This is a genomic window from Stenotrophomonas sp. 1337, assembly GCF_031455455.1.
GTDB classification, from domain to species: Bacteria; Pseudomonadota; Gammaproteobacteria; order Xanthomonadales; family Xanthomonadaceae; genus Stenotrophomonas; species Stenotrophomonas indicatrix.
Genome location: NZ_JAVDSR010000005.1, coordinates 199,881 through 224,519 on the forward strand (window position 1 = coordinate 199,881; position 24,639 = coordinate 224,519).

Below are 24,639 nucleotides of genomic sequence, written 5' to 3' on the forward strand. Positions count from 1 at the left end.
TCGTGCCGACCGGCTGCCAGGGAAGCGAGGGGAATACAGGATGATGATCGTTCCAGCGTACTGGGCCGAAGCCCGCCTGCAGGACAGGTACAAGGGACGCCCGCTGGTGGTACGCCGGTTCGGCTGGTCCGACGACGACCAGGACGCCGCGCAGGCCCACGCCGATGCACGTGCACGCGAAGCGCTTGATGCCATCCTCAGTGGCCAGTCCGTGCCGCGTCGCGAGCGACGGACCAACTACGGTGTCGAAGGCATCCCGATCCGCGAGCAGATCGTGCAGCGCAGCGATGACGTCATCGTTACCCGCAACAGCTACGGCGCGCTGTGCCTGAACACCCCGGACGTACTGTTTGCGGATATCGACCACGTGTCCACTCCGTCAGGCTGCGCATTGCCGCTGCTCGGTGCGCTGGGGCTGCTGGCGGCCGGTGCGCTGATCGGCGGTGCGCTGGGCAACTTCAACATCGGCCTGGCCGCCGGCGGCATTACGATGGTGGTGGTCAACCAGGTCCTGTCGTGGCGGCGCAATCGACGGCTGGCCCGGTCCGGCGGCGTCGAGGGCATCGCACTGCAGCGCGTGCAGGCATTCGTCGAGCGCCACCCCGACTGGCACCTGCGCGCTTACCGCACCCCGGCCGGGCTGCGCATACTGGCGATGCATGCCACGTTCGAACCACAGGATGCGCAGGTGCATGCCTTCTTCAAGGCATTGGGCACCGACACGTTGTATGCACGCATGTGCACGCTGCAGCATTGCTTCCGTGCGCGGCTGACACCCAAACCGTGGCGGCTTGGCATCATCGCGCACATCCGTCCGCCGGTGGCAGCCTGCTCGGCCGAGCAGGCCAGCAACCCCGACCGCCTGGCGTGGGTCGCCGAGTACGAAAGGGAAAGCGCCGGCTTCGCTGCATGCGCCTATGTCCGCAGCTTCGGCGATGAGCGCCGCGTGCATGCCAAGGCCGAACGTGTGCGCGACCTGCATGATCGGATGTCGCGTGCGCTGGAGAACCTGCCGCTGGGCTGAGTGCCCGTCGTGCTCAGCGACCGCCCTGCACGAAGGGTTGGCCCGCCAGCGTGGTTCCCACCTGCAGAGCGACCTGCTGCCCATCCTTGGCGAAAGTGCTGCTGCAATTGTTGCCGCCCTTCTGGCAGCCCACTTCCGGGAAACCGTCCAACACTTCGGGTGCATCGCGTGGCGGGCTGGCCTGCCATCCCGCGGCATCAAGAATGCGCTTGGCCTTGCTGTAGGGCATGCCGGCAGTGATGCCCAATGCTGCCAGTTCTGCCGGCAGCGGCTGGGCGAATGCAATGCCCGGGACAACGGAAATCGACAGCGATACGGCGAGGATGAAGGCCTTCATGAAGCGAACCCGTAGCGGACATCAGATGCGCAGCGTACCGCAGCTTTGTGGCCGATCCATGCCTGCATCACAGATGGTTACGCAACACCCACAGGGGGATACCTGGACTGGATACCTGGACTGGACGCCTGAACCAGAAAGGCCGCCCCGGAGGGCGGCCTTGCCGGATTACTTCGCGTTCTTCACGTAGGTGTCGAACCAGTTGAGCATTTCCGACACCAGCTGCTCGTTCGATTCCAGCGCGGTATACCAGTGCGGCTCGTTGGGCAGCATCACCAGGCGGGTGGTACCACCATTGCCGCGGATCGCCTGGTACAGCTTGCGCGACTGGAACGGCTCGGTGCCCGGGTTGGCGTCGTCCTCGCCGTGGACCAGCAGCAGCGGCAGCTTGATCTTGTCGGCGTAGAAGAACGGCGAGGCCTTCAGGTACACATCCTGCGCCTGCCATACCGAGCGACGCTCGTTCTGGAAGCCGAACGGGGTGAAGGTCTTGTTGTACGAGCCACTGGTCGCCACGCCGGCCTTGAACAGGTTGGTGTGGGCGATCAGGTTGGCGGTCATCAGGCCACCATGGCTGTGGCCGGTCACGCCGATGCGGTTGCGGTCGACCACGCCCAGCTCCACGGCCTTGTCCACCGCCGCCTTGGCGTCGGCTTCCAGCTGTTCCAGATAGGTGTCGTAGGCGTTCTTCGGGTCACCCACGATCGGGAACGAGGCGTTGTCGATGATCGCGTAGCCGGCCAGCAGCATCAGGCGGTACGGCTGCAGACGGGTGAACGTCTGCTGCGACCCGGAGACCTGGCCGGCCTGTGCGGCATTGGCGAAGTCGGCTGGGTAGGCATACAGGATCGCCGGCACGCGCTGGCCTTCCTTGTAGCCCGGCGGCGTGTACAGGGTGAACGACAGGTCCACGCCATCGGCGCGCTTGTAGGTCACCAGGCGCTTCTGGATCTGCCGCACTTCCGGGGTCGGGTCGACCAGCTTGGTCAACGCAGCAGGCTTGGACTGGAACTGTGCCTCGCCGGCCTTGGCATCGTTGATGCGCTCACCGAGCAGACGCACGAATGCGTTCGGCGGGTCCATCACCGACTGGTGCCAGGTCAGGAAGCGACCCGGTGTATTGCTGAACCCCAGGAACTGCTCGTACGCATCGGCATCACTGCGGAACAGGCGTTCGCTCTTCAACGTTGCCAGATCAAGCGCATCCAGGAACGGACGGTCGCCCTGCGGCGAGGCCCCCTGCCCGCGCAGGAACACGGTGTTGCCCTCCTGGCGCACCACCGGCGCACCGCTGGGCAGGCGCTTGAACACCAGGTTGCCCGGGTTGCCGTACAGCTCATCGCTGGACATGTCCCACAGCAGGCGACCTTCCTTCTTCGGCTGGTCCACATCGACGATGCGGGCCTGCATCCAGTGCCGGTTCTCGTCGTTCTCGAACTGGAACGACACGGCCGGGTCGGCCGACCACGCAAACCCCTCGAAGCGCTGTGCAGTGCGGGCGATTTCCACCGGCTTGCCGGTGAACGGGGCCTTCAGCATCAGCACGCGATCGCGATGCGGCACGCTCACCTTCCAGTCGCCCTTGTCCAGCGCTTCGGCATAGACCAGGGTGGCCGGATCGGTGGAGCGCCAGTCGTAACCCCGCGGACCTTCCGGCACACCGTGTACCGGCACGCGATCGGCCAGCGGCAGGCTCGCCAGAACCGTATTGCGGCCATTGGCCAGGTCCAGCACCGCCACATCATTGGCGAAACGCTGGTAGGTCACCGCATGCGAGAACGGCGCCTTCAGGGTCTCGGTCAGCACATGCACGCCATCGGGCGCGGCGTTGACGTCGTTGTACAGCGCCGGCTGGCCAACCGGGCGCACGCTGCCGGCAGCGGCATCGACCACCGCCAGCTGCGAGGCACCGTAATAGGCGAACAGCTTTTCGTCGTGCACGCTGGTCAGCGTGTCGCGCGCTTCATAGGTGCTGCTCTCGCCACTGCTGCCCAGCGACTCCTGCGCGTCCGGACCGGTGGGCGTACCGCCGTTGGACGGCGCCGGCCCCTGGTTGGCCGGCACCAGCTTCACCAGCAGGTTCTGGCTGCCGCCCAGCCACTGCACCGTGCTGCCGAAGATGGGGTTCAACTGCACGTTCGGCACCTGCTTCACCTGGCCGGTGGCGGCGTCGCCCACCCACAGCTGCACGCTGGTATCGACGGCATTCTGGAAGGCGAAACGGCTGCCATCAGCCGACCACTGTGCGCCACCTGCGCACCCCTGCGGCAGGTTCACCTTGGTGCTCTTGCCGCTGACGATCTCGACCAGGGTGAAGTCGGCCACACAGGCCGGAATGCCATAGCCACCGGGGGTGTCGTGGCGGCTGCGGTTCTTCGGTTCCAGGCGCACGCCAGCCAGCTTCAGGTACGGCTGGGCGACGCGGGTGATGGACGGATAGGTCTGTGCGGTGGTCAGCAGCAGGCGCTGGCCGCTGGGGTCGATGTTCGGTGCCGGCGGCGGCGGCGCCTTGAGCACCTTGAGCAGGTGTTCCGGCGGCTTGGCGTAGTCGGCGAAGGCCGGGCCGGCGGCCAACAGGCCGAGCGTGGCAACGGCAACGGCCGCCGCCAGAGAGGTACGACGGATGAGCATCCTTTTCCCCTGGGGTGTGAGTTGGGTACCCGCACGGCGGGCATGGGCCGAATCTAACACCCCCTGCCCACCGGGAAATGGGCCGGAAGGGCTAGTCGCCCCATCCTGCAAAGCGTGGCCCTGCCTGGACCGGCCCCTCTCTGGATGCCCTTCGCCTACTGCCGCGCGTGCAGTTCCCAGGTGGACAGATAATCGGGATCGATCACCGTCACCCCGCTGGACCGCAACTGGTACTCGCCTGGCGCGGCCGGCAGGTACTGGTCCAGCATGGGCGGCAGGTAGCGCTCATGGCCGTCATCGCCATCGGCCAGCACCAGTCCTTCTTCGGCACTGACCCTCAGCACGGTGCCGGCAAACTGCTCCAGCCCCTGCACCTGGCCATCGCCGCCAAAACGGGTAACGCCCACCAGCACCAGCTTGCCAATCATCTGCGCGGCCTTGGCATCATCCAGATCCAGGGGCGGCAGGGCTCCTCTCGATTCGTTGCTCATCGTGCACCTCGGAAGCCTGCGTGGACATCGTGGACGAGATGCGCGCCCAGTGCTGCGAACGAAGCAGCGCCATGGGGCGACTCGCATGCATGTAGTGGCTCTGCGCATTGCGGGATGCAGAGCCAACCATCGGTGCTCAACTCACGGAAGAATTCTGTCTGAGGCTGCATGAACCGCAGCAACGTCTTCAGCATGTCTGCCAACACCAGCGCGCGCTGCCTGCGCGACAGGCTGGTTGCTGATGCGGTAGGTATACGCGTGAACAGGACTGTGCATCGCGGGCCTCCTTGCCGAGGGGAGTGGCCTCGCAGGACCACGTTCAACGCTGCGCAAACGTGCCGGAAACAAGCTGGCGGGTGTCGGTCGCGGGAAAGCGGCAGGGAGGCCTGCGATTCAAGACCACGCTAGTGCTTGATCGACACACGGCTGGATGCTGCCACCTCTCACGGAATGAGGAAGTGAAGAAAATTCCATGGCATCCAGAGCCGACTGCGCGCCGCCAGGGAGAGCCCGGCGCTGGCAACTCCGCTTGCAGCAAACACCTGAGGTCCGAAGCGCCCGGCCCCGGTGCCAGCAATCGTCAATTGCATTTAACCTGTGATTCACCTGGCCCACTTTAGGGTCAGCGCTCAACATGCAGGGAGCGCTTATGCTTGGGTACGCATTCACACGGCCGTGGACAATCGTCCTAAGTGCGGCCTCGCTCTGCGCCTGCGCACACGCGACTGACCATTCGTCGACTTCTCAAGGACCCGCTACCATGGCATCGACTGCCTCCGACGCCGCAACGCCGTCTGCGCTCACCGCAGATCAACTCCTGTTGCGCCTGCTGGATCTGATCAAGGACACCACCTCCACCCGTGAACTGACCCTTGAACGGGTATCGCAGGCCATGCAGGCGCCCGCGCAGAGTTTCGGCCCGGGTCATTTCGGCTACGGCGGCACGCTGACGCCGGAATGGAGCTACGGCCTGGAAATCAAGACGGCTGGCGCCGCCGATGCGCGCCTGGATCTCAATTTCATCGACACCACCGCCGAGCGCAAAGCCAACGCATCGGCGATCTGCCAGGTCGACTTCGATCAGTTCGCCTCGGGTCTGCAGGCTGCGGGCTTCAAGCGTGAAACCATCCGAGGCGAGCACGGCCGCGTCATCCATGACCGTTTCGATCGCCCGAACCTGAGCATCAAGGTCGACACGATGGCTGAGAATCCGACCCCGTCTGGCGAGCCGGCGCATGCCTGCGTCCGCCTTGTCACCGTGCAGTAAGGAGCAGCGCACCATGCCTACGCTTTCAGCGGATACGGAACGCCTGCTGACCGAATTTGCAGGAAAACCCGATGTAACGACCGATCAGGTCGACAACCTTCGCAAGGCCATCGCCAACTCTCCGGCGCTGGCAACCCAGGTCGACTCGGCCATCGCTGCCGGTCATCTGCAGCGCTTTGAGCTGCTGCCTGCCGACAGCAATGTGGGCGGCGAGTACGACGGCGGCGCAAAGACGATCAGCCTGCCGGCATCCAGTCTGTCCACACCAGCGGGGGACAGGCACGACGCTGCAGAGCTGACCTTCGTACTGGGCCATGAGCTGCAGCATGGGTTCAATGATGCAGCGACCGAACGGGCCTATAAGCAGTTTGACTCCGATATTGCAGACATTGCCGCACGCGATTCGACCCACGACTACACCCAGGCCATCGGCACCCTGCTCGCAGCCAACCGGCGCGACGAGGCATCGGCGAACATCGAGGGCTGGAATGCGCTGGTCGGCATGGTCAAGACCGCCAAACCGGACGCCACGCTGGAAGATCTCTACAAAGCAAGTACCCGTGCAGAGGAGTTCGTGCGCGTGCAGCCCGGCCCGCCGATGACCTATGCCGCGCATCCGGACCTGACGCTCAATGCAGACCTGAGCATGACCGCCACTGCCGCCAACATCGAGGGCATGGGCAAGCACTACTACGACGAAGGTGTGTCGTCGCGGCTGGGTCCCAACGGCAATTCGGATTACCAGAACTACTACGCCACCGATGCCATCGGCCGCGCCTGCAAGGAAGAAGCCAAGAACCCCGCACCCGATGGCATCAGCCGGATGTCGGTGAACATGGCACAGCTCGGCCTGCAGGAAAGCCTGCTGGAACAGAACGGCCTCTCTCTGGGTAAAGGCACGCCACCACGGCAGCCCTACTTCGACACCAGCACCTCGCCGTCCACGCTGCACTATTTCGACCACACCGAGGGCACCTACGCCCACGTGCCCATCACTGCACAGGCAACCACACCCGTGCCGACCGAAGCGCAGGCTGCGCCGTTGGCGGGTGGCAACGACCGTGCCCTGCACGATCAGATCCGCAGCAAGGTGGCAGAGCTGGATGCCGCCAACGGCCGCAGCTTCGACGCCTCCAGTGAACGCCTGAGCGCAAGCCTGCTGGTACTGGCCCGCGAGAACGGCCTGGACCGCGTGGATCATGTGGTGCTCAGCCGGCAGGCAGGCGATGTCGCTGCGGCGCAGAACGTGTTCGTGGTGAAGGGCGCGCTGGATGATCCTGCGTCGCTGCGTGCATCGGCAGCCACGGCTGAAGCCGCGCAGCGGCCGGTGCAGGAAAGCCTGGACAGCCTCGCTATCGTCAACCAGCGCCAGGCCGACCACGCCTCGCAGGAACAGACGCGCCAGCAGGTGCAGGAACAGCAGCGCAGCGCATTGTCGCACTGACGTCAGGGACAGCGCCGGGCACCACCCGGCGCAACCCAAGCATGGGCCACGCTAGAATGCACCCATGCGTACCGTCCATGCCCTCCGCTACATCACCCCCTTGCGGGAAGGTGGCTCACTGCCTGCCGTGGTCGAGACCGACGACGACGGTATGGCGGTGCTCAAGTTCCGTGGTGCCGGCCAAGGGCCGAAGGCGCTGATCGCCGAGCTGATCGCAGGTGAGATGGCGCGCGCGGTGGGCCTGCCGATTCCGGAGATCCTGTTCGTCGAACTGGACAGCGAATTCGCCCGCACCGAGCCCGACCCGGAGATCCAGGACCTGATCCGCGCCAGCGAGGGCCTGAACCTGGGTCTGGATTACCTGCCCGGCGCGATCAACTACGACCCGGCGGCGATGCCGGTGGACGCTGACCTGGCCTCGCGCATCGTCTGGTTCGATGCGTTCACCAGCAACGTCGACCGCACCACGCGCAATCCGAACCTGATGGTGTGGCACCGCAAGCTGTACCTGATCGACCACGGTGCGGCGATGTACTTCCATCACGACTGGGCCAACGCCGGCGATGCCTGCGAGAAGCCGTTCGTACTGATCCGTGACCACGTGCTGCTGTCATTCGCCAGCCGCATCGCCGAGGTGGATGCCGAGCTGGCCGCGCGCCTGCCTGATGCGGAGATCGAGCGCATCGTCGGCCTGGTGCCGGACAGCTGGCTGGTCGATGAGCCGGCCTTCGACAGCCCCCAGGCTTACCGGCAGGGCTACATCAACTACCTGAAGCATCGCCTGAAGGTCCGTGCGGTGTTCGTGCAGGAGGCCATCCGTGCCCACGCTGCACACGTATGACTATGCCGTCATCCGCGTGGTACCGCGGGTGGAGCGCGAGGAGTTCATCAACGTCGGCGTGATCGTGTCCTGCCCGGGCGCCCGGCACCTGGAAGCGGCAATCGAGATCGATGCCGCGCGCCTGCACGCCTTCGCGCCGGCGCTGGATATTGAAGCGCTGCAGCCGTGGCTGGATGCCATCGTGGCGATCTGCCGGGGCGATGCCGGCGCCGGCCCGATCGCCCAGCTGCCTCCGCGCGCGCGCTTCCATTTCCTGACCGCCAAGCGCAGCTCGGTGGTGCAGATGTCCAGCACACACGTAGGCCGCACGGCGGACCCGGCGGGCGTGGTCGAACACCTGATGGCAAAGATGGTTCGGGTACCTGCCTAGCGCACTACTTGCCGCCGCCCCAGCGTGCAGTCATTTCGCTGCGGATCGGCGTGCGCTCGGTGTTGCTGTCCGTTGCCGTGAAGCGCATCGCCTTGACCGCATTCAACGCCCAGCCACTGAAGGCCGTCGACGGCTTGGCCTCCACCACCTTTACGTCATACGTCCGGCCGCGCTTGTTGACCGAATAGGCCACGGTCACCTCCTCCGCGAACGGCACACGGCCGGGGTCGACATTGAGTTGTGGGCGGAAGGTGCCCTCCACCGGCTTCCAGTACGTCAGCGCTTCGGCCTGCGGCAGCTGCAGCGGCTCGGGAGATGCGGCGGTGGCGACCTGGCTCAGTGCCAGGGCAAGCGTGATGGCAGCAACACGGAGCAGCATCGGGGGCATGGTTGTCATTCCTTGTACGCCAGTGGTTGGTTTCAAGCGTACGCCATCAGGGGCCTTTGCGGTTCACCGCAACGGTTACCGTGAAGTAGGGAATCGCGCTCCACTGCGTGCGCGGATGGTGCAGCGATTCCACGCCCATGCCGATCTGGTACTTCACGCTGCCCGGCTGCTCATGCCAGAAATAAGGCGCGCCGCTGCTCCAGCCACAACATACATATGTCAATGACGGCATGCCAAAGGTCTGCTGCAGATAGGCTTCGATCTTCGCCGCCGAGGCACCGCTGACGCGATACCGCGCTTCCATCGGCTGGATGTAGGAATCGTCGTCCTGCGTGCAGCCTACGTATTCCAGCTCGGTTGGTTTGCGTCCCATCGCCTGCAGGAAATCCTGGCAGACGGTGTCGGGGCGGGCCAGGCCTTCGGAGCGGCCGTGCAGTTCCCATTCTGCGATCGCGGTGTCGGGACGATGTGCCTGTGCTGTGCCGGCAAGAAGGAAAGCCATGCACAGCGATGACCATTGCAGTCCAATCAGGCCCCTCTTGCCGCTCTGCTGTCGGTCGTTGCTGCCGGCGCCGTGCATCACAGGGGCACGCGGCGGGCGATGTAGTTGATCACATTGCCCATTGCATCCGGATCGACGTTGGCCAGGCCGATCAGTACATATCCCTGCTCAGGCATCACCACAATGGCGCTGTTCGAGCCGGGCGCCCCGCCCTCATGGCCGAACTGGCGCTGCCTGCCGTCTCCCTGCACCATGAACCCGTAGCCGTACCAGCCCTTGTTGTTCTGCGGACGCGTGGCCTGCTGTAGCCACGCCGGCGAAACCAGGGTGCCGGCACGCAGGGCCTCGGCGAACTTCAACATGTCACCCACGGTGCTGTAACCGCCACCGGCCGCAGTCCCGCGCCATGGCAGGGATCTGGTTTCGCTGAGCCACTGTCCTTTCACCCGGGTATAGCCGGGTGCACGATGTGGAACGTCCACCAATTCCGGCTCAAAGCCGGTTGCCGTCATGCCCGCTGCGCGGAGAATATGGTCGTTGACATAGCGGTAGTACGTCTGCCCGGACACCACCTCGATGATCCTACCGAGCACAATGAACCCGTAGTTGGAGTAGCCATCCTGGCTGCCTGCGGCAAACTGCGGGGGATCCTTGGCGAAGCGTTGCACATAATCGTCGTGCGTTCTAAGTGACGCCGCGTAGTGCTCGAAATCATCACCGAAGAAATCACCGAGCCCACTGGTGTGGTTGAGCAGTTGCCGGATCGTGACCGTACCTGCCACCCCTTCGTTGGGATAGTCCGCCAGGCGCTTGCCGATGGTGTCATCCAGGGCAAGACGGCCGGCCTCAGCCAGTTGCAGGATCGCCACTGCGGTGAACATCTTGTTGGAAGAGGCAAGGCGGAACTGCGTCTGCGCATCGACGGGCACGCGCTGCTCACGGTTGGCGAGCCCTCCCTGCCACTGCATCAGCACCTTGCCATCGTGCGCGACCAGCACGGCGCCAGAGAGTGCGTCGGCCGCCTGCAGCGCGTTGAGCCGTGCCGTGATTTCGCCCAGAAGTGCCGGCAGCTCCATTCGTGCGGGCTGGAACTGTTGCGGCGTCGGCACACCTTCCAACTGGAACAGCTTCACGTGGCGTGGAGCGGCAGGGTCCATTTCCGCAGTCAACAGCATCGCCCGTTCACTGTTCTCGCCCAGCACCAGCACTTCGACCTTCTCCGGCGTGCTCGAGCGGACGTCGAGCACCTTCATCGGCCCACTGGACGCACGGAACTCCAGGTAATCCTGCGGGCCGCTGCCCGCCTTCTTTGCGTACCTGTCGGCGAACGCCTGCAATCCATCGAGGCTGCCCGCATTGAAGGCAGCCAACCATTCATCCACGGCATCCTGTGCGCGCGGACCGCTCGATCCGGCAGGTGCTTCGGCCGCACCAACACTGGATGACAATGCCGGCAGCAAGGCGAACGCCAACAGCAAGGCACGTTGACGGTACACGGACATGGCGAATCCTTCGCAGGCAGAACGTAGCGCCATCCTAGAGGACAATCGCACAGAGTCCATGCACTGCAGCCGCACTCACACCCTTGGGCTATTCCGGCAACGCATACGCCATCACGTAATCCCCGGCCGGCGTCTCCATGAAATGGTGCCCGCCAGCCATGATGACCACGTATTGCCGCCCGCCCTGCTCGTACACCATCGGGTTGGCCTGGCCACCGGCTGGCAGTTTGGTGTGCCACAGCTCCCTGCCGGTCTTCAGGTCGATGGCACGCAGCAGGTCGTCGGTCGCTGCGGCGATGAAGATCAGGCCGCTGGCGGTCACCACCGAACCGCCATTGTTCGGCGTGCCGATTTCAATGGGCAGGCCGGAGCGGATGCCGAAGGGGCCGTTGCCACGCGCGCTGCCGAACGGCCGGTCCCACAGCAGCTTGCCGCTGCGCAGGTCGATCGCACGGATACCGCCATAGGGCGGCTGCTTGCACAGCAAGCCGGTGAACGGCAGCCGCCAACCGGCGTTGACGTCGATGCCATAGGGCGTGCCGACCTGCGGATCCCCTGCCCCTTCGGCACCGCCCTTGTCGGCGCGCATCTGCTCGCGCGGCAGCCAGCCCTTGCGGTCGGCTTCGGCGCGCGGCACCAGCCGGTTGTAGTTGGGCATGTCGTTGTAGTTGGCCACGATCACGCCACGCCGCGTATCGATGGCCACGCTGCCCCAGTCCGAGCCACCGTTGTAGCCGGGGTATTCGATGGAGTGGTGATCGCTGCTGGGCGGTGTGTAGAACCCTTCGTAATGTGCCTTGCGGAACTGGATTCGGCAGACCAGCTGGTCGATGGGGGTGATACCCCACATGTCGCGCTCGGTCAGCGCGTCGTCGCGCCGCAGCGTGTGGTACAGCGAGAACAGCTGGGTGGCGGCGCGCTGCTCGGGCTCCACGCCGCCCTGTGGCACCTTGCGCTCCTCGGCCGGGGTCAGCAGCTGGCCGTTGCGACGGTCGAGGATGTACATGTCGCCCTGCTTGGTGGGCAGCAGGATCGCCGGCACCTTTCCCGATGCCGTCGGGTAGTCGATCAGGCTGGCCTGCGAACCCAGGTCGTAGTCCCAGACGTCCTTGCGCACGGCCTGGAAGTGCCAGACCGGCTTGCCGGTAGCCACATCGATGGCGACCAGCGAGGTCGCGTACCTGTTCTGGTTTTCGGTGCGCGAGCCACTCCAGTAGTCGCCTGCGGAATTGCCCATCGGCAGGTACACCAGGCCCAGTGCTTCATCGCCGGTAGCGGTGGTCCACATGTTCGGTGTGCCACGTGTGTAGGTCTGCTCGCGCGGTGGCAGGCCGCTGCGCTCGGGCTGGTCCATGTCCCACGCCCAGCGCAGCTTGCCGCTGATCGCGTCGTAGGCCTGGATGACGCCGGAGGGCGCGTCGCGGCGCTGGCCGTCCAGTACCTGGTGGCCGGTGACGATGACACCGCGGACGATCGCCGGCGGCGAGGTGATCGATACGTAACCCGGCGGCACCTCGCCCATGCCCAGGGTGATGTCGACCTGGCCGTTGTTGCCGAAATTCGCGCAGGGGCGACCGCTGTCGGCGTCCACCGCGATCAGGCGACCGTCCAGCGTGCCTTCGATGATGCGTGCGCTGCAGGCTGAGCGGCTCCCTGGCGCCGCGCTCCGGTGGGTGCGGGTCGGCGGCGGTGCGGGCAGCGCGAGATCGGCAGCCACGTCAGCCAGTGCGGCATCGGCGAGGGTCGGCGCGCTGGGCAGCTCGTAATAGGACACGCCACGGCAGGCGGCCGTGTACGGGATCGACGCATCTTTCACCTTCGGGTCGAAACGCCATAGCTCCTTGCCGCTGCCGGCATCGAGGGCGATCAACTGATTGCGTGCGGTGCACAGGTACAACCGATCACCGATCTTCAGTGGCGTGGTTTCCGCACCCCAGCGCTTCTTCGGCAGGTCGCCCGTGCGGAACTGCCACGCCAGTTGCAGGGTTCCCACGTTTTCCGGGGTGACCTGCTGCAGCGGCGAATAGCGGGTGGCGGCATTGCTGCGCCCCCATGCCGGCCAGTCACCCTCGGCCGGCTGGTCGGCAGGCTGCAGGCCGGTGGTGTCACGGGTGGGATCAAGCCCGGCGCTGACCGCCGGCTCCGGGAACGGCTGATGCCCGTCGACCACGCCATGCGGGGTGAACGCGAGGCCGAAGGCGGCCACGAAGACCAGCATCAGTACAGCGGCCACGCTGCGCGACAGCCGCCTGGGCACCGGCGCCTGCAGGGTCGGCGCCAGCAATGCCAGGACGATGCCGAGGGCGGTCACCAAGCCCAGCCGTGGTACCCAGCGCCAGTAATCGCTGCCCGACTCCCACCAGGTCCACAGCAGGCTGCCGATGAACACCAGTGCGTACAGCAGTGCACCGCTACGCCGATTGCCCCACAACAGGATGCCGCAGACCAGCAGGCCCAAGCCGGCGATGGCATAGTACCAGGAGCCACCGAGGCTGAGCAGCCACGCACCAAGGCCGCCGATGACCAGGCCGAGCACGATCAGCAACAGGGCCAGCACGGTAACGAGAGGATGGCGGGGCGGAGGCGCGGAACCAGACTGCGGCGTGGCGGACATCGTCGATCTCCGGGGGCAGCATGCGCCCTTATGCCACCGTCACCGTGAAGTGCGTGCGTATTTTCGACTGCAGACACGACGACGCCGGCACAAGGCCGGCGTCGTCGGGTACCTCAGCATCGCGGCAGGATCACTCCTGCGCGGCGTCCTCGCTGCTGGCAGCAGCCGGTGCGCCGTCGGTCGCGGCCGGGGCGGCGGCGGCCACCTCGTCCTCGTCCTCGTCGATCGAGGCATCCATGCGCTCCACCGCCTGCAGCTTCTCGTCCTTGGACAGGCGGATCAGGGTCACGCCCTGGGTGTTGCGGCCGACGCGGCTGATTTCCGAGCCACGGGTACGCACCAGGGTGCCGCCGTCGGAGATCAGCAGGACTTCATCGTCGGTACCCATCAGCACCGCGGCAACCAGCTTGCCATTGCGCTCGGTGGTCTGGATGCCGATGACGCCCTGCGTGCCACGACCCTTGCGCGGGTAGTCCGGCAGCGGGGTGCGCTTGCCGTAGCCGTTTTCGGTGGCGGTGAGGATGTAACGCAGGTTGGCGTCGTCGGCACCTTCGATCAGCGCATCGCCCGTGGCGATGGCCTCCTCGACACCGTTGTCGTCCTCGTTCTCGTCCTCGATGCCGCCAGCACTCTCGGCCACGATCAGGCTGACCACTTCCTCGCCGGCCGGCATCCTGATGCCGCGCACGCCGGTAGCGGTACGCCCCATCGAGCGGACCTTGTCTTCACCGAAGCGCACGGTCTTGCCGTTGGAGGCGAACAGCAGGATGTCGCGCTCGCCATCGGTCAGGCCGACGCCGACCAGGGCATCGCCCTCGTCGAGGTTGATCGCGATCTTGCCGCGGGCCAGACGGAAGGCGAACTCGCCCAGCGGGGTCTTCTTGACCGTACCGTTCTTGGTGGCGAAGAACACGAACTGGCCATCGGCGTACTCGCGCACCGGCAGCACGGCCTGCACGCGTTCGCCCGGCTCCAGCGGGATCCAGTTGATGATCGGACGACCGCGGGCATTGGAACCGGCTTCAGGCAGCTGGTACACCGGCAGCCAGAACACCTTGCCCGAACTGGTGAAGGTCAGCAGCGTGTCGTGCGTGTTGACCAGCCACAGCTGCTCGATGAAATCCTCTTCCTTGGTCGACGCCGCGCTGCGGCCACGGCCGCCTCGACGCTGGGCGCGATAGGCGCTGACCGGCTGGCGCTTCACGTAACCGGCATGCGACAGGGTGACCACCACGTCTTCCGGGGCGATCAGGTCGAGGATGTCCAGGTCTTCTTCGCTGTGGCGGATCTCGGTACGGCGCTCGTCGCCGAACTCTGCGCGCACGTTGATCAGCTCTTCGCGGATCACCTGCAGCAGGCGATCGGGATCTTCCAGGATATGGATGAGCCCGGCGATCACTTCCAGCAGCTGCTTGTATTCCTCGGTCAAGCGGTCCTGCTCCAGCCCGGTCAGGCGATGCAGGCGCATTTCCAGGATCTGCGTCGCCTGGATCTCGGTCAGCTGGTAGCCGCCTTCGATCAGGCCCACGCCCTTGGGCAGGTCATCGGGACGCGAGGCTTCGGCACCGGCGGCGCCGAGCATCGAACCGACCAGGCCCGGTTCCCACAGGCGCGCAAGCATGCGCTCGCGTGCCTCGGTGGGGTTCGGCGAGGTCTTGATCAGTTCGATCATCTCGTCGATGTTGGCCAGCGCAACGGTCAGGCCTTCCAGCACGTGGGCACGGGCGCGCGCCTTGCGCAGCTCGAACACGGTGCGGCGGGTAACCACTTCGCGACGGTGGCGGACGAAGGCCTCCAGCATCTGCTTGAGGTTCATCAACTGCGGGCGGCCGTCGACCAGCGCCACCATGTTGATGCCGAACACCGACTCCATCTGGGTCTGCTGGTAGAGGTTGTTGAGCACAACCTCGGCCGACTCGCCGCGCTTGATTTCGATGTAGATGCGCATGCCGTCCTTGTCGGACTCATCGCGCAGCTCGCTGATGCCTTCGATCTTCTTTTCCTTGACCAGCTCGGCGATCTTCTCGATCAGACGCGCCTTGTTCACCTGGTAAGGAATTTCAGTGACGATGATCGATTCGCGGCCGTTGTCGGCCACTTCGACATCCGCCTTGGCACGGATGCGCACGCGGCCACGGCCGGTGCGGTAACCGGCGATGATGCCGGCGGTGCCGTTGATGATGCCCGCAGTCGGGAAATCCGGGCCCGGGATGAACTCCATCAGGCCGTCGATATCGATTTCCGGATTGTCGATCAGCGCGATGCAGGCATTGATCGATTCGGTGAGGTTGTGCGGCGGAATGTTGGTCGCCATGCCCACCGCGATACCGGCCGAACCATTGACCAGCAGGTTCGGGAACCGGGTCGGCATGACCGTCGGCTCCAGTTCCTTTTCGTCGTAGTTGGGCTGGAAATCGACGGTTTCCTTGTCGATGTCCGCCATCAGCTCATGCGCAAGCCGCGACATGCGCGCCTCGGTGTATCGCATCGCCGCGGCGGAGTCGCCGTCGACCGAACCGAAGTTACCCTGGCCATCGACCAGCATGTAGCGCAGCGAGAACGGCTGTGCCAATCGCACCAGCGTGTCGTACACCGACTGGTCGCCATGCGGGTGGTACTTACCGATGACGTCACCGACGATACGTGCCGACTTGAAGTAGGGCTTGTTGCTGTGCGCGTTGAGTTCATTCATCGCAAACAGCACACGACGATGCACCGGCTTGAGGCCATCGCGCGCATCTGGCAGCGCGCGCCCCACGATCACGCTCATGGCGTAATCGAGGTAGCTCTTGCGCATCTCGTCTTCCAGGTTGACCTGGATGATTTCCTTGGCGGTTTCTGCCATTCGGGTTCCGTTGTCTGGTAGCGGTCCAGTCCGGCGCATCCACCCGGGGGTGGTCGTGCCGGAACCTCGATTCAACCGCTGGATTCTACCACACGGGGCCGTTTTCCGCCTGCCTTTACGGTGATTTTACCGGCACAAATCAGGAACTTAGGGGGTTGCCGGCCAGCGGCCGGCACTACTGGACGCCGGGGTCGGAGCCCTTTCCAGCGGAAAGGCACCCGCCCCTGCCCGCGTCAACCGCCGAAGGCGGTACGCATGTTCTCCGCGGTCGGGTTCAGGATCACCCCCCGCTCGGTCACAATGGCATCGATCAGCTCGCCCGGGGTGACATCGAACACCGGGTTCCAGGCGGCGATGCCCTCGGCCACGGTGCGGGTGCCGCCCACGCCGTACAGTTCGCCCGGGTCGCGCTGCTCGATCTCGATCTGGCTGCCGTCCACGGTATCCATGTCCACCGTCGAGGACGGCGCCACGACCATGAACTTCACCCCGTGGTGGCGGGCCGCGATGGCCAGCTGGTAGGTGCCGATCTTGTTGGCCGTATCGCCATTGGCGCAGATGCGGTCGGCGCCCACGATCACCCACTGCACCGCACCGGTCTTCATCAGGTGCGAGGCGGCCGAGTCGGCGATCAGCGTCGCGTCGATGCCGTCCTGCTGCAGCTCCCATACGGTCAGGCGCGCACCCTGCAACCACGGCCGGGTCTCACCTGCAAACACACGGGCGATGCGGTCCTGGGCCATGCCGGCGCGGATCACGCCCAGCGCCGTACCGAAGCCGGCGGTGGCCAGCGAGCCGGTATTGCAATGGGTCAACACGCCGCTGCCGGCCTCGATCAGGCCGGCACCGAGTGCGCCCATGTGGCGGTTCGCGGCCAGGTCTTCTTCGGCGATCGCTTGCGCTTCAGCCTCCAGCAGCGCCTTCCAGTCGGCACCGGCAGCGCTCAGGCAACGTCGCATGCGTGCCAGCGCCCAGGCCAGGTTCACCGCGGTCGGGCGAGAGGCATTCAACCGCTGCAGCGCCGGTTCCAGCTGCTGCAGGGCATGCGCGCCATCGGCCGCCTGCACATCACGTGCGGCCAGCACCACACCCCAGGCGGCAGCGATGCCGATGGCCGGCGCACCGCGCACGGTCAGGGCGTGGATGGCCGCGGCCACCTCATCGCTGTCATGGCAGGCCACATGCTCGACCACGAACGGCAGCTTGCGCTGGTCGAGCAGTTGCAGGGCATCGCCGGTCCACAGGATCGGGCGGATGTGGTCGTAACGGGCGTAGTCGAGGTCGGTGGCGGTATTCATGGCCCCATTGTAGGGCCACGCCACGCACGGATGGACCCTGTCCGGGGTCAGTTCACCGAGAATTCGGCGCGGCAGCCGCCGTCGACCCAGATGCCGTTGCGGTTCCAGCCCCAGGTGCTGCCTTCCTCGCATGGGGTGCTGGAAAGCTGGTTGGACAGGGTGGCGCTGGTGGAGATGCTGGCGCCACAGAAGCGGCGCTTTTTGGACTTGGATTCGCAGGTCAGCCGGCGCGGCATGTCGACGAAACGGCCCTGCTCGTCGGCCACCTCGAAATCACCCTGGCACCCCCGGGTGGTCCACACCTCATTGCGCTTGTAGCCCCAGCCCTGCCCTTCCCGGCACGGCAGCACCGACAGCTGCCGCAGCAACCTTACCGGCGCACCGTCCAGGCGTACCGGGCAGCTCTGCGGGCGGCCATTGGACTCACAACGCACTACCCGCCGCACCAGTCGCTTGCGGCCCTCGGCCGCGGGCACGGCATCAGTCTCTGCACCGCGCGCGCGGAACTCGGCGCGGCAGCCCAAGGTCACCCACACGCCACTGCGGTCGGTGCCCCACTCGCTGCCACGGATGCAGCTGTTGTTGGACAACTGGCGGATCAGGTCAACGCCGTTGCTGACATCGATGTCGCAATGCACCCAACCCATGTCGCGGGATTCGCAGGTCACCACTTCGCTGTCATAGCCAAGCGACTGCGCCGATGCGGTCGACGGAAGCAGGCCACCCCATATCGCCACGGAGTACATCGGTGCCGCTACGACCGCAAACCACTTGACCAAAGCCTTCCCCATGAATGGATGAACCACGACGCAAGTGTGCGGTATCGGCTGTGATAAGAGCATCATCGTGCTTGCTGAATCAAGCGCGCAGACGCGTGTTTTCGTTCAGCCTGCCAGGTGCAGGGGAAATCGGCTCATGCGTGGGCGAAATCGAATGCAAGCACGTCGGCGATGCGCGGTGTGCGGTGCATCGCCATCAGCAGGCGATCAATGCCAACGGCAACACCGGCACAGGCGGGCATTGCAGGCAGCGCATGCAACAACGCTTCATCCAGCGCGGGCTGTACCTGCCCCCGTGCATGGCGACGCTGCAGGTCATGCTGGAAACGCGCGCGCTGTTCAGCCGCATCGTTCAGTTCGTTATAGCCATTGGCCAGTTCCACCGCGCCCAGGTACAGCTCGAAACGCTCGGCCAGCGGCGGTGTACCGGGGCGGATGCGCGCCAGTGCCGCCTGGCTGGCGGGCCAGTCGTGGACCACGGTCATGACCGTGTCATCGAAGTGCGGTTGGATACGGTGGGTCATCAACAGATCCAGCCAATCATCGCGGGTCAGGCCTACCGGATCGATGTGCACCTCGCCCAGCGCGGCGCGCAGTTGGCCCTCATCGGCATCGAACGGGTCCACGCCGGCCTGTTGCTGGAACAGTTCGCGATAGCTCAGCACGCGCAGCGTCGCGCTGCGGCCAACCAGCGCCAACGCCTGCCCCACCAGTTCCGCGGTTTCCTGCAGCAACCGATGGTGGTCCCAGCCAACCCGATACCACTCCAGCATGGTGAACTCGGGATTGTGGCGGCCACCGGCTTCGCCATTGCGGAACACCCGGCCCAGCTCATAGCAGTCGCCCACGCCGGCAGCGAGCAGGCGCTTGAGCGGGAACTCCGGCGAGGTGCGCAGCCAGCGGCGGCGTCCGCCCGCATCGACGTGGCCGCTGAAATCGGTGTGGAAGCTGTCGATGTTCGGCTCGGTGTTGCCGGCCACGGAAAGGATCGGCGTTTCCACTTCCAGCACGCCACGCTCGGCAAAGAAGCGTCGCACCAGCGCATTGAGGCTGGCACGCTGTTGCAGGCTGCGCAGCAGTGCCTCGCTCACAGGATGCCCTCCGGGCGCGGATGGTCCAGCGGCAGGGTCAGCAGATCGCGCGTGTCATCGATGTAGCCACTGGCCAGGTACAGGCGGCGCGCCAGTTCGTTGTGATGGTTCACCTCCAGCCGCAGCCGGCTGACCCCGCGCCCGCGTGCGCGTTGTTCGCAGATGGCCAGTGCCCGCTTGCCACGGCCACGGCCACGCGCGCGGTGGCTGAGGTAGAGCTCGTCGAGCAGCATGAAATGGCCGCCCTGCTCCAGGCTGAACCCCATCGCGATCACCGCATAGCCAACGACGGCCGCGGCCTCGTCCAGCCACAGCAGCACTTCCCCGTTGCGCGGATCGGCCAGCAGCGCATCGACACCACGGCGCACGCGCGCATCGTCGAATTCGATCTTGTCTTCGGCGTAGAAATCGCGCATCAGCGCGATCAGCAGTTCCTCGTCGGCACGGGTGGCCAGGCGGAAATCCAGCGGAGCGGTCTGCATCAGTGTTCCTTTGCGGTTGCGTGCCGGGTGCCTGCGCACCCGGCCGGTTCATCACTCGTGTTCGGCCAGGTAGGCCAGCAGGCGCTCTTCATCCCACACCGGAACGCCCAGCGATTGCGCCTTGTCCAGCTTTGAACCCGCTTCGGTGCCGGCCACCACGAAACTGGTCTTCTTCGACACGCTGCCGGATACCTTGGCGCCCAGCGCCTCCAGACGCTCCTTGGCGGTATCGCGATTGAGCTGGGCCAGCGTGCCGGTAAGCACCACCGTCTGCCCGTCCAGCGGGCCGGCCACCACTTCGGCCAGGGCCGGCGCACTGGCCAGGATGTGCTTCATCTCCACTTCGGCGGCCAGCAGCATCGCGCCATGGCCCTCGCTGTCCAGCCAGTCAGCGACGCCGCGCGCGGTGTCATCGGGCAGACCGGCGTTGACGAACTGGCCGTGCTCGGCGTCCAGCACCGCCTGCGCGCTGGGCAGTGCGGCCACCAGCTTCTCCGCGCGCAGGCGGGTAATGCCGGGAATCTCCGCTTCGACCAGCAGCTGGGCAAGGTCCAGCCCCTCGCGCAGCTTCGCACTTGGCGGGTGCACGTCGCTGATGCGGACCTGCCCCACCTGCAGCAGCGCGTCGATGGCCTGTTGGTTGCCTTCCTGTTCGAAGAAGTGGCCCAGCGAGCGCGCCACTTCGCCACCGATGTCGGGCACGCGCTTGAACAACGGCCACGGCAGGCGGCGGATCAACGCCAGATCGCCAAACCACTGTGCCAGTGCCTTGGCGGTGCTCTCGCCGACGTGCTCGATGCCCAGTGCGAACAGCAGTCGCTCCAGCGTCGCATCACGGCTGGCGTCGATCGCAGCGATCAGGTTGTCAGCCCATTTGGTCGCGATCTTCTTTGTGTTCCATTCGAACGCTGCCGGCTGCGCCAATGCCTGCGCGCGCCACCCCGCGTCGTTGCCATCCAGCTTCAACACAGCGTTGAGCACCGCGCCGCTGCCTTCGGCCGGCAGGTGCAGTTTCAGGCTGGCCGCGAGCGCGGAAGGATCTTCAGCATCCAGCACCAGCTTCAGGTGCAGCAGCTGGTCGCGGGTGAGGCGGTACAGATCGGCCACGCTCCTGACGATGCCGGCGTCCACCAGGGTTTCGATGTACTTGTCGCCGAGACCGTCGATATCCATCGCCCGTCGCGAAGCGAAGTGGGCGATGGCCTCCTTGCGCTGCGCCGGGCAGGACAGCTCGCCCGAGCAGCGCCAGGCAGCAGCCCCTTCCTCGCGCACGATCTCCGAGCCGCACACCGGGCAGGTGGTCGGCATCTGCCAGGGCGTGGTGCCGGCGGGACGACGGTCGAGAATGACGCTGACCACTTCCGGAATCACATCGCCGGCACGGCGCACGATCACGCTGTCGCCCACGCGCACATCCAGGCGCGCGATCTGGTCGGCGTTGTGCAGGGTGGCATTGGAGACGATCACACCGGCCACCGCGACCGGCGCAAGGCGCGCCACCGGAGTGGCGGCACCGGTACGGCCGATCTGGATTTCGATGGCCTCCAGCGTAGTGCTCTGTTCCTGCGCAGGGAACTTGTGCGCGATGGCCCAGCGTGGTGCGCGCGACACGAAGCCCATGGCCTGCTGGCCGGCGCGGTCATCGAGCTTGTAGACCACGCCATCAATGTCGAATGCCAGGCCGTCGCGACGCTCGCCGATGTCACGGTAGTACGCCAGCAGGCCGTCGCTGCCTTCCACCACCTTGCACAGGTCGCTGACCGGGAAACCCCAGTCGCGCAGCTGCGCCAGCGTGCCCGAGTGCGTATCGGGCAACTCACCGCCCTGCACTTCACCGGTACCGTAGGTGAAGAAACTGAGCCTGCGCTGCGCGCTGATCTTCGGGTCAAGCTGGCGCAGCGAACCGGCCGCGGCATTGCGCGGATTGGCCAGCACCTTGCCACCGTGCAGGCGCGCGCGCTCGTTGTAGGCCTCGAAGTCGGCGCGGGCCATGTAGACCTCACCGCGCACTTCCAGCACATCCGGCCAGTCCCTGCCTTTCAGGCGCTTGGGAATGTCGCCGATCTCGCGCAGGTTGGCGGTCACGTCCTCACCGGTGCTGCCATCGCCCCGGGTGGCGCCCAGCACGAAATGACCGTCCTCATAACGCAGGCTGATCGCCAGGCCGTCCATCTTCGGTTCGGCGGAAAAACGCAGGGTGCCGCGGCGCAGGCGCTCATCGATGCGGCGCACGAAGTCGGCCACTTCCTCATCGCTGAAGGCATTGGACAGCGACAGCATCGGTACTGCATGGGTGACTTCGGCGAAGCGGCCGGACGGGCGTGCCCCGACCTGCTGGGTCGGGCTGTCGGCACGGGCGAGATCAGGATGCTCGCGCTCCAGCGCCTCCAGCTCACGCACCAGGCGGTCGTAGTCGACGTCGGGGATCTCCGGCGCATCCAGCTCGTGATAGGCGCGATTGGCCTGGGCGATCTGCCGGCGCAGGTCTTCGGCACGTTCGGCGGGGCTGGGGCTCATCGGAATCCGCGGGTTCTGGGATGGCCGTGAATTCTACCGCGCCTGCGCGCAGCACCTTGTAGAGCCGGGCCATGCGGGACTGGCGGCGAGCAACGGTCGCGCATGATTGGAGACGCTGCGCACCCCCTTGCCCGCGCTGACCACCAGCGCTAGCGTGCGTCGGTCGCCCTTCCGGAACCGTCCCCTGTGACCTTGCCTGCCTCCCGTCGCCACTTCCTGCAGCTGGCCGGTGCCGGTCTCGCCCTCGCCAGCAGCGGCCTGCCCCGGTCGGCCCAGGCACAGCCGGCGATCGTTGCGCCGCCACCCGCCGATGCGGGCGCGGTGCTGCTGAACTTCAACGAATGCCCCTATGGCCCCTCGCCGGCCGCCCAGCAGGCGGCGCGCGACAGCATCTCCAGCTGCGGCCGTTACCGCTTCGCCCTGGCCGGTGAAGTGCGCGACGCATTCATCGCCCAGGCCGGCATTCCCGCCGACCACGTGCGCCTGTATCCGGGCTCCAGCGAACCGCTGAACCGTGCGGCGACACTGTGGACCGGCCCGCAGGCGGGCCTGGTGGTGGCCGACCCGACCTTCGAGACGCTGGGCGAGATGGCTGCCTCGCGTGGTGCCCACGTGCAGAAGGTGCCGCTGCGCAGCGATGGCGCGCACGACCTGCGCGCGATGGTGGCCGCCGCGCACGCGCGGCCGACCGGCCTGCTGTACGTGTGCAATCCCAACAACCCCACCGGCTCGATCAGTCCGGCCAACGAGCTGGCCTGGCTGCTGGCCAACAAGCCCGCAGGTACCCGGGTGCTGCTGGACGAGGCCTATCTGCAGTACAGCGAACAGCCCAGCCTGATTGCACAGGTGGCCCAGCGCGATGACCTGATCGTGCTGCGCACCTTCTCCAAGCTGTACGGCATGGCCGGCCTGCGTCTTGGCGTGGCTGCAGCGCATCCGGAGCGCCTGCGCGAGCTGGCGAGCCTGGGCGAGAACCCGCTGCCGGTGCCCGCCCTTGCAGCGGCACTGGCCAGCCTGCGCGACCCGCAGTTGATCCCGCAGCGACGTCTGCAGAACGCCAAAGTCCGGCAGGCCACCATCGCCTGGCTGGGCAAGCGTGGCTTTGACTGCCTGCCGACCGAAGCGAACTGCTTCGTGGTGGATGTGCAGCGCGACGGCGCGGCCTTTGCCAAGGCGATGGCGGACAACGGCGTGGTGATCGGCCGCAGCTGGCCGATCTGGCCGCAGCGCGTGCGCGTGACCGTGGGCACCGAGGAAGAGATGGCGCGCTTCCGCAGCGCGTTCGCGAAGGTAGCCGGCGTACCGGCCTGACCCTACCCACGCATGGCGTGGATCTACTGGTCTGGTGGGGGGCGAACCCTGGTTCGCCGCATCCACGCATGGCGTGGATCTACTGTTGTGGGTGCCGACCGTTGGTCGGCACGCCAGGACCTGCCGCGCTTACCAGCGCGGGGTCTTGGTCAGCGGCGGCGCCTGGTGCTGGCGATCATAGGCGCGCAGCTCATCACGGATGTGGGCGATGCGCTGGCGGCCGAGCGCGTTGCGGCTGTCATCCAGCACCACGCCATCGAGCAGTTCAGCCATGCGCTGCACGGTCGGCAGCATCTTCTCCCAGGCGTCCAGCGCGGTCAGCGGTGCCGGCAGGGTCAGGAAGAAGGCGATGGCCGGCGTTTCCATGGCGCGGATGTTGCCCATGTCGAAACTGCCCGGCTTCATGATGCTGGCCATCGAGAAAATCGGGCCTCGCTCGGGATGCCCCTCCACCAGCCGGTGGAAGACATTCATGTGGCCAAACACCAGGCCGGTCTTCTCCGCTGCCACGACGATGTCTTCGCCGCGCAGCTGCTCACCGGCGCGGGCGGCCACGAACAGCGAAACGATCTTGTCGAAATCCTGCGTCGCGCGCTTGCCCAGGTCGCTGGCCGCGCCATCGACATCGGGCAGCCCCAGTTCGGCCTGCTCGACCGTCTCGCCCATGCCCGGCTCGACGCGGTCGCCGGCCACAGGCACGCCATCCTCGCCCAGCACCGGCTCGCGACGCTCGCCGCTGGTCGGTTCGGCGCTATCGAGGCGACGGCCCTGGGGCTTCTTTTTCGGGCGGCCAAACAGGAAGATCGCAGCGACCAACAGCAGGCCGGCGGCCAGGATGCCGATGCGCAACAGTGCCGTGTCGGACATTCGTTAGGTTCTCCGGCTAGTTCATTCAGGTAACTAGG

Annotated in this window: 20 protein-coding genes; 6 read left to right on the plus strand and 14 right to left on the minus strand. The window is 66.1% G+C overall.

All coding sequences use genetic code 11. The features are described 5' to 3' along the window. The first annotated feature begins 40 nt into the window (after positions 1-40). Positions 41-1,024, plus strand: a complete 984-nt coding sequence (locus J2X70_RS09860; RefSeq protein ID WP_309910152.1) for a hypothetical protein — start codon at positions 41-43, stop codon at positions 1,022-1,024. Positions 1,025-1,037: 13 nt separating this feature from the next. Here the strand turns inward: J2X70_RS09860 and J2X70_RS09865 are convergent, their stop codons facing one another. The 3 genes from J2X70_RS09865 to J2X70_RS09875 form a co-directional block, all read right to left on the minus strand. Continuing rightward, the gene (locus J2X70_RS09865; RefSeq protein ID WP_279209063.1) at positions 1,038-1,361 is read right to left on the minus strand and encodes a hypothetical protein; all 324 of its coding nucleotides are present in this window, start codon (positions 1,359-1,361) and stop codon (positions 1,038-1,040) included. A gap of 168 nt (positions 1,362-1,529) precedes the next feature. Continuing rightward, positions 1,530-3,992, minus strand: a complete 2,463-nt coding sequence (locus J2X70_RS09870; RefSeq protein WP_032976283.1) for a prolyl oligopeptidase family serine peptidase — start codon at positions 3,990-3,992, stop codon at positions 1,530-1,532. Between the two features lie 155 nt (positions 3,993-4,147). Then, entirely contained in the window at positions 4,148-4,483 is a 336-nt protein-coding gene (locus J2X70_RS09875; RefSeq protein ID WP_025876944.1) for a hypothetical protein, read from the minus strand. Positions 4,484-5,243: 760 nt separating this feature from the next. On the opposite strand from J2X70_RS09875, the gene J2X70_RS09880 reads away from it, so the two are divergent. The 4 genes from J2X70_RS09880 (at position 5,244) to J2X70_RS09895 (ending at position 8,405) form a co-directional block, all read left to right on the plus strand. Next, complete coding sequence (locus tag J2X70_RS09880; RefSeq protein ID WP_240332269.1) at positions 5,244-5,750, plus strand: hypothetical protein; 507 nt, start codon at positions 5,244-5,246, stop codon at positions 5,748-5,750. 13 nt (positions 5,751-5,763) lie between these two features. Further along, positions 5,764-7,194 carry an XVIPCD domain-containing protein gene (locus J2X70_RS09885; protein WP_309910156.1) on the plus strand — a complete coding sequence of 477 codons (1,431 nt, stop codon included), beginning with the start codon at positions 5,764-5,766 and terminating at the stop codon, positions 7,192-7,194. 64 nt (positions 7,195-7,258) lie between these two features. Next, entirely contained in the window at positions 7,259-8,035 is a 777-nt protein-coding gene (locus tag J2X70_RS09890) for a HipA family kinase (RefSeq protein WP_032976287.1), read from the plus strand. Further along, on the plus strand, positions 8,013-8,405 hold the full coding sequence (locus tag J2X70_RS09895; protein ID WP_263929197.1) for a DUF3037 domain-containing protein: 393 nt from the start codon (positions 8,013-8,015) through the stop codon (positions 8,403-8,405). The genes J2X70_RS09890 and J2X70_RS09895 overlap by 23 nt, the downstream gene beginning before the upstream one ends. 4 nt (positions 8,406-8,409) lie before the next feature. Here the strand turns inward: J2X70_RS09895 and J2X70_RS09900 are convergent, their stop codons facing one another. The 10 genes from J2X70_RS09900 to ligA form a co-directional block, all read right to left on the minus strand. Continuing rightward, positions 8,410-8,793, minus strand: a complete 384-nt coding sequence (locus J2X70_RS09900; RefSeq protein WP_032976288.1) for an energy transducer TonB — start codon at positions 8,791-8,793, stop codon at positions 8,410-8,412. 46 nt (positions 8,794-8,839) lie between these two features. Beyond that, positions 8,840-9,295, minus strand: coding sequence for a DUF4952 domain-containing protein (locus J2X70_RS09905; RefSeq protein ID WP_309910160.1), 456 nt, complete (start codon positions 9,293-9,295; stop codon positions 8,840-8,842). 77 nt (positions 9,296-9,372) lie between these two features. Continuing rightward, positions 9,373-10,872, minus strand: coding sequence for a serine hydrolase domain-containing protein (locus J2X70_RS09910; protein ID WP_309910162.1), 1,500 nt, complete (start codon positions 10,870-10,872; stop codon positions 9,373-9,375). Between the two features lie 13 nt (positions 10,873-10,885). Continuing rightward, positions 10,886-13,411, minus strand: coding sequence for a membrane-bound PQQ-dependent dehydrogenase, glucose/quinate/shikimate family (locus J2X70_RS09915; protein WP_309910164.1), 2,526 nt, complete (start codon positions 13,409-13,411; stop codon positions 10,886-10,888). A 130-nt stretch (positions 13,412-13,541) separates the two neighbouring features. Further along, the gene (gyrA, locus tag J2X70_RS09920; protein WP_309910165.1) at positions 13,542-16,256 is read right to left on the minus strand and encodes a DNA gyrase subunit A; all 2,715 of its coding nucleotides are present in this window, start codon (positions 16,254-16,256) and stop codon (positions 13,542-13,544) included. 233 nt (positions 16,257-16,489) lie between these two features. Further along, entirely contained in the window at positions 16,490-17,554 is a 1,065-nt protein-coding gene (gene mtnA, locus J2X70_RS09925; protein WP_059064602.1) for an S-methyl-5-thioribose-1-phosphate isomerase, read from the minus strand. A 47-nt stretch (positions 17,555-17,601) separates the two neighbouring features. Further along, positions 17,602-18,333, minus strand: coding sequence for a DUF3011 domain-containing protein (locus tag J2X70_RS09930; protein WP_105165029.1), 732 nt, complete (start codon positions 18,331-18,333; stop codon positions 17,602-17,604). 134 nt (positions 18,334-18,467) lie between these two features. Then, positions 18,468-19,424, minus strand: a complete 957-nt coding sequence (gene epmA / locus J2X70_RS09935; protein ID WP_025876919.1) for an EF-P lysine aminoacylase EpmA — start codon at positions 19,422-19,424, stop codon at positions 18,468-18,470. Beyond that, positions 19,421-19,906 (minus strand): GNAT family N-acetyltransferase, encoded by a 486-nt coding sequence (locus J2X70_RS09940; RefSeq protein ID WP_025876917.1) that lies wholly within the window; start codon positions 19,904-19,906, stop codon positions 19,421-19,423. Before J2X70_RS09940 ends, epmA begins: the two co-directional genes overlap by 4 nt. 51 nt (positions 19,907-19,957) lie before the next feature. Further along, on the minus strand, positions 19,958-22,429 hold the full coding sequence (gene ligA / locus J2X70_RS09945) for an NAD-dependent DNA ligase LigA (protein ID WP_025876915.1): 2,472 nt from the start codon (positions 22,427-22,429) through the stop codon (positions 19,958-19,960). Between the two features lie 180 nt (positions 22,430-22,609). On the opposite strand from ligA, the gene J2X70_RS09950 reads away from it, so the two are divergent. Next, on the plus strand, positions 22,610-23,734 hold the full coding sequence (locus J2X70_RS09950) for a pyridoxal phosphate-dependent aminotransferase (RefSeq protein ID WP_309910168.1): 1,125 nt from the start codon (positions 22,610-22,612) through the stop codon (positions 23,732-23,734). 129 nt (positions 23,735-23,863) lie between these two features. Here the strand turns inward: J2X70_RS09950 and zipA are convergent, their stop codons facing one another. Next, a complete protein-coding gene (gene zipA, locus J2X70_RS09955; RefSeq protein WP_025876911.1) occupies positions 23,864-24,601 on the minus strand; it encodes a cell division protein ZipA in 738 nt (245 codons plus the stop codon). Positions 24,602-24,639: the final 38 nt, after the last annotated feature.

Excerpts from the sequence above, each read along its gene's own strand:
- J2X70_RS09860 (WP_309910152.1), top strand. The coding sequence starts at position 41 with ATGATGATCGTTCCAGCGTACTGGGCCGAAGCCCGCCTGCAGGACAGG.
- J2X70_RS09865 (WP_279209063.1), bottom strand. The coding sequence starts at position 1,361 with ATGAAGGCCTTCATCCTCGCCGTATCGCTGTCGATTTCCGTTGTCCCG.
- J2X70_RS09870 (WP_032976283.1), bottom strand. The coding sequence starts at position 3,992 with ATGCTCATCCGTCGTACCTCTCTGGCGGCGGCCGTTGCCGTTGCCACG.
- J2X70_RS09875 (WP_025876944.1), bottom strand. The coding sequence starts at position 4,483 with ATGAGCAACGAATCGAGAGGAGCCCTGCCGCCCCTGGATCTGGATGAT.
- J2X70_RS09880 (WP_240332269.1), top strand. The coding sequence starts at position 5,244 with ATGGCATCGACTGCCTCCGACGCCGCAACGCCGTCTGCGCTCACCGCA.
- J2X70_RS09885 (WP_309910156.1), top strand. The coding sequence starts at position 5,764 with ATGCCTACGCTTTCAGCGGATACGGAACGCCTGCTGACCGAATTTGCA.
- J2X70_RS09890 (WP_032976287.1), top strand. The coding sequence starts at position 7,259 with ATGCGTACCGTCCATGCCCTCCGCTACATCACCCCCTTGCGGGAAGGT.
- J2X70_RS09900 (WP_032976288.1), bottom strand. The coding sequence starts at position 8,793 with ATGCCCCCGATGCTGCTCCGTGTTGCTGCCATCACGCTTGCCCTGGCA.
- J2X70_RS09905 (WP_309910160.1), bottom strand. The coding sequence starts at position 9,295 with ATGGCTTTCCTTCTTGCCGGCACAGCACAGGCACATCGTCCCGACACC.
- J2X70_RS09915 (WP_309910164.1), bottom strand. The coding sequence starts at position 13,411 with ATGTCCGCCACGCCGCAGTCTGGTTCCGCGCCTCCGCCCCGCCATCCT.
- gyrA (WP_309910165.1), bottom strand. The coding sequence starts at position 16,256 with ATGGCAGAAACCGCCAAGGAAATCATCCAGGTCAACCTGGAAGACGAG.
- mtnA (WP_059064602.1), bottom strand. The coding sequence starts at position 17,554 with ATGAATACCGCCACCGACCTCGACTACGCCCGTTACGACCACATCCGC.
- J2X70_RS09940 (WP_025876917.1), bottom strand. The coding sequence starts at position 19,906 with ATGCAGACCGCTCCGCTGGATTTCCGCCTGGCCACCCGTGCCGACGAG.
- zipA (WP_025876911.1), bottom strand. The coding sequence starts at position 24,601 with ATGTCCGACACGGCACTGTTGCGCATCGGCATCCTGGCCGCCGGCCTG.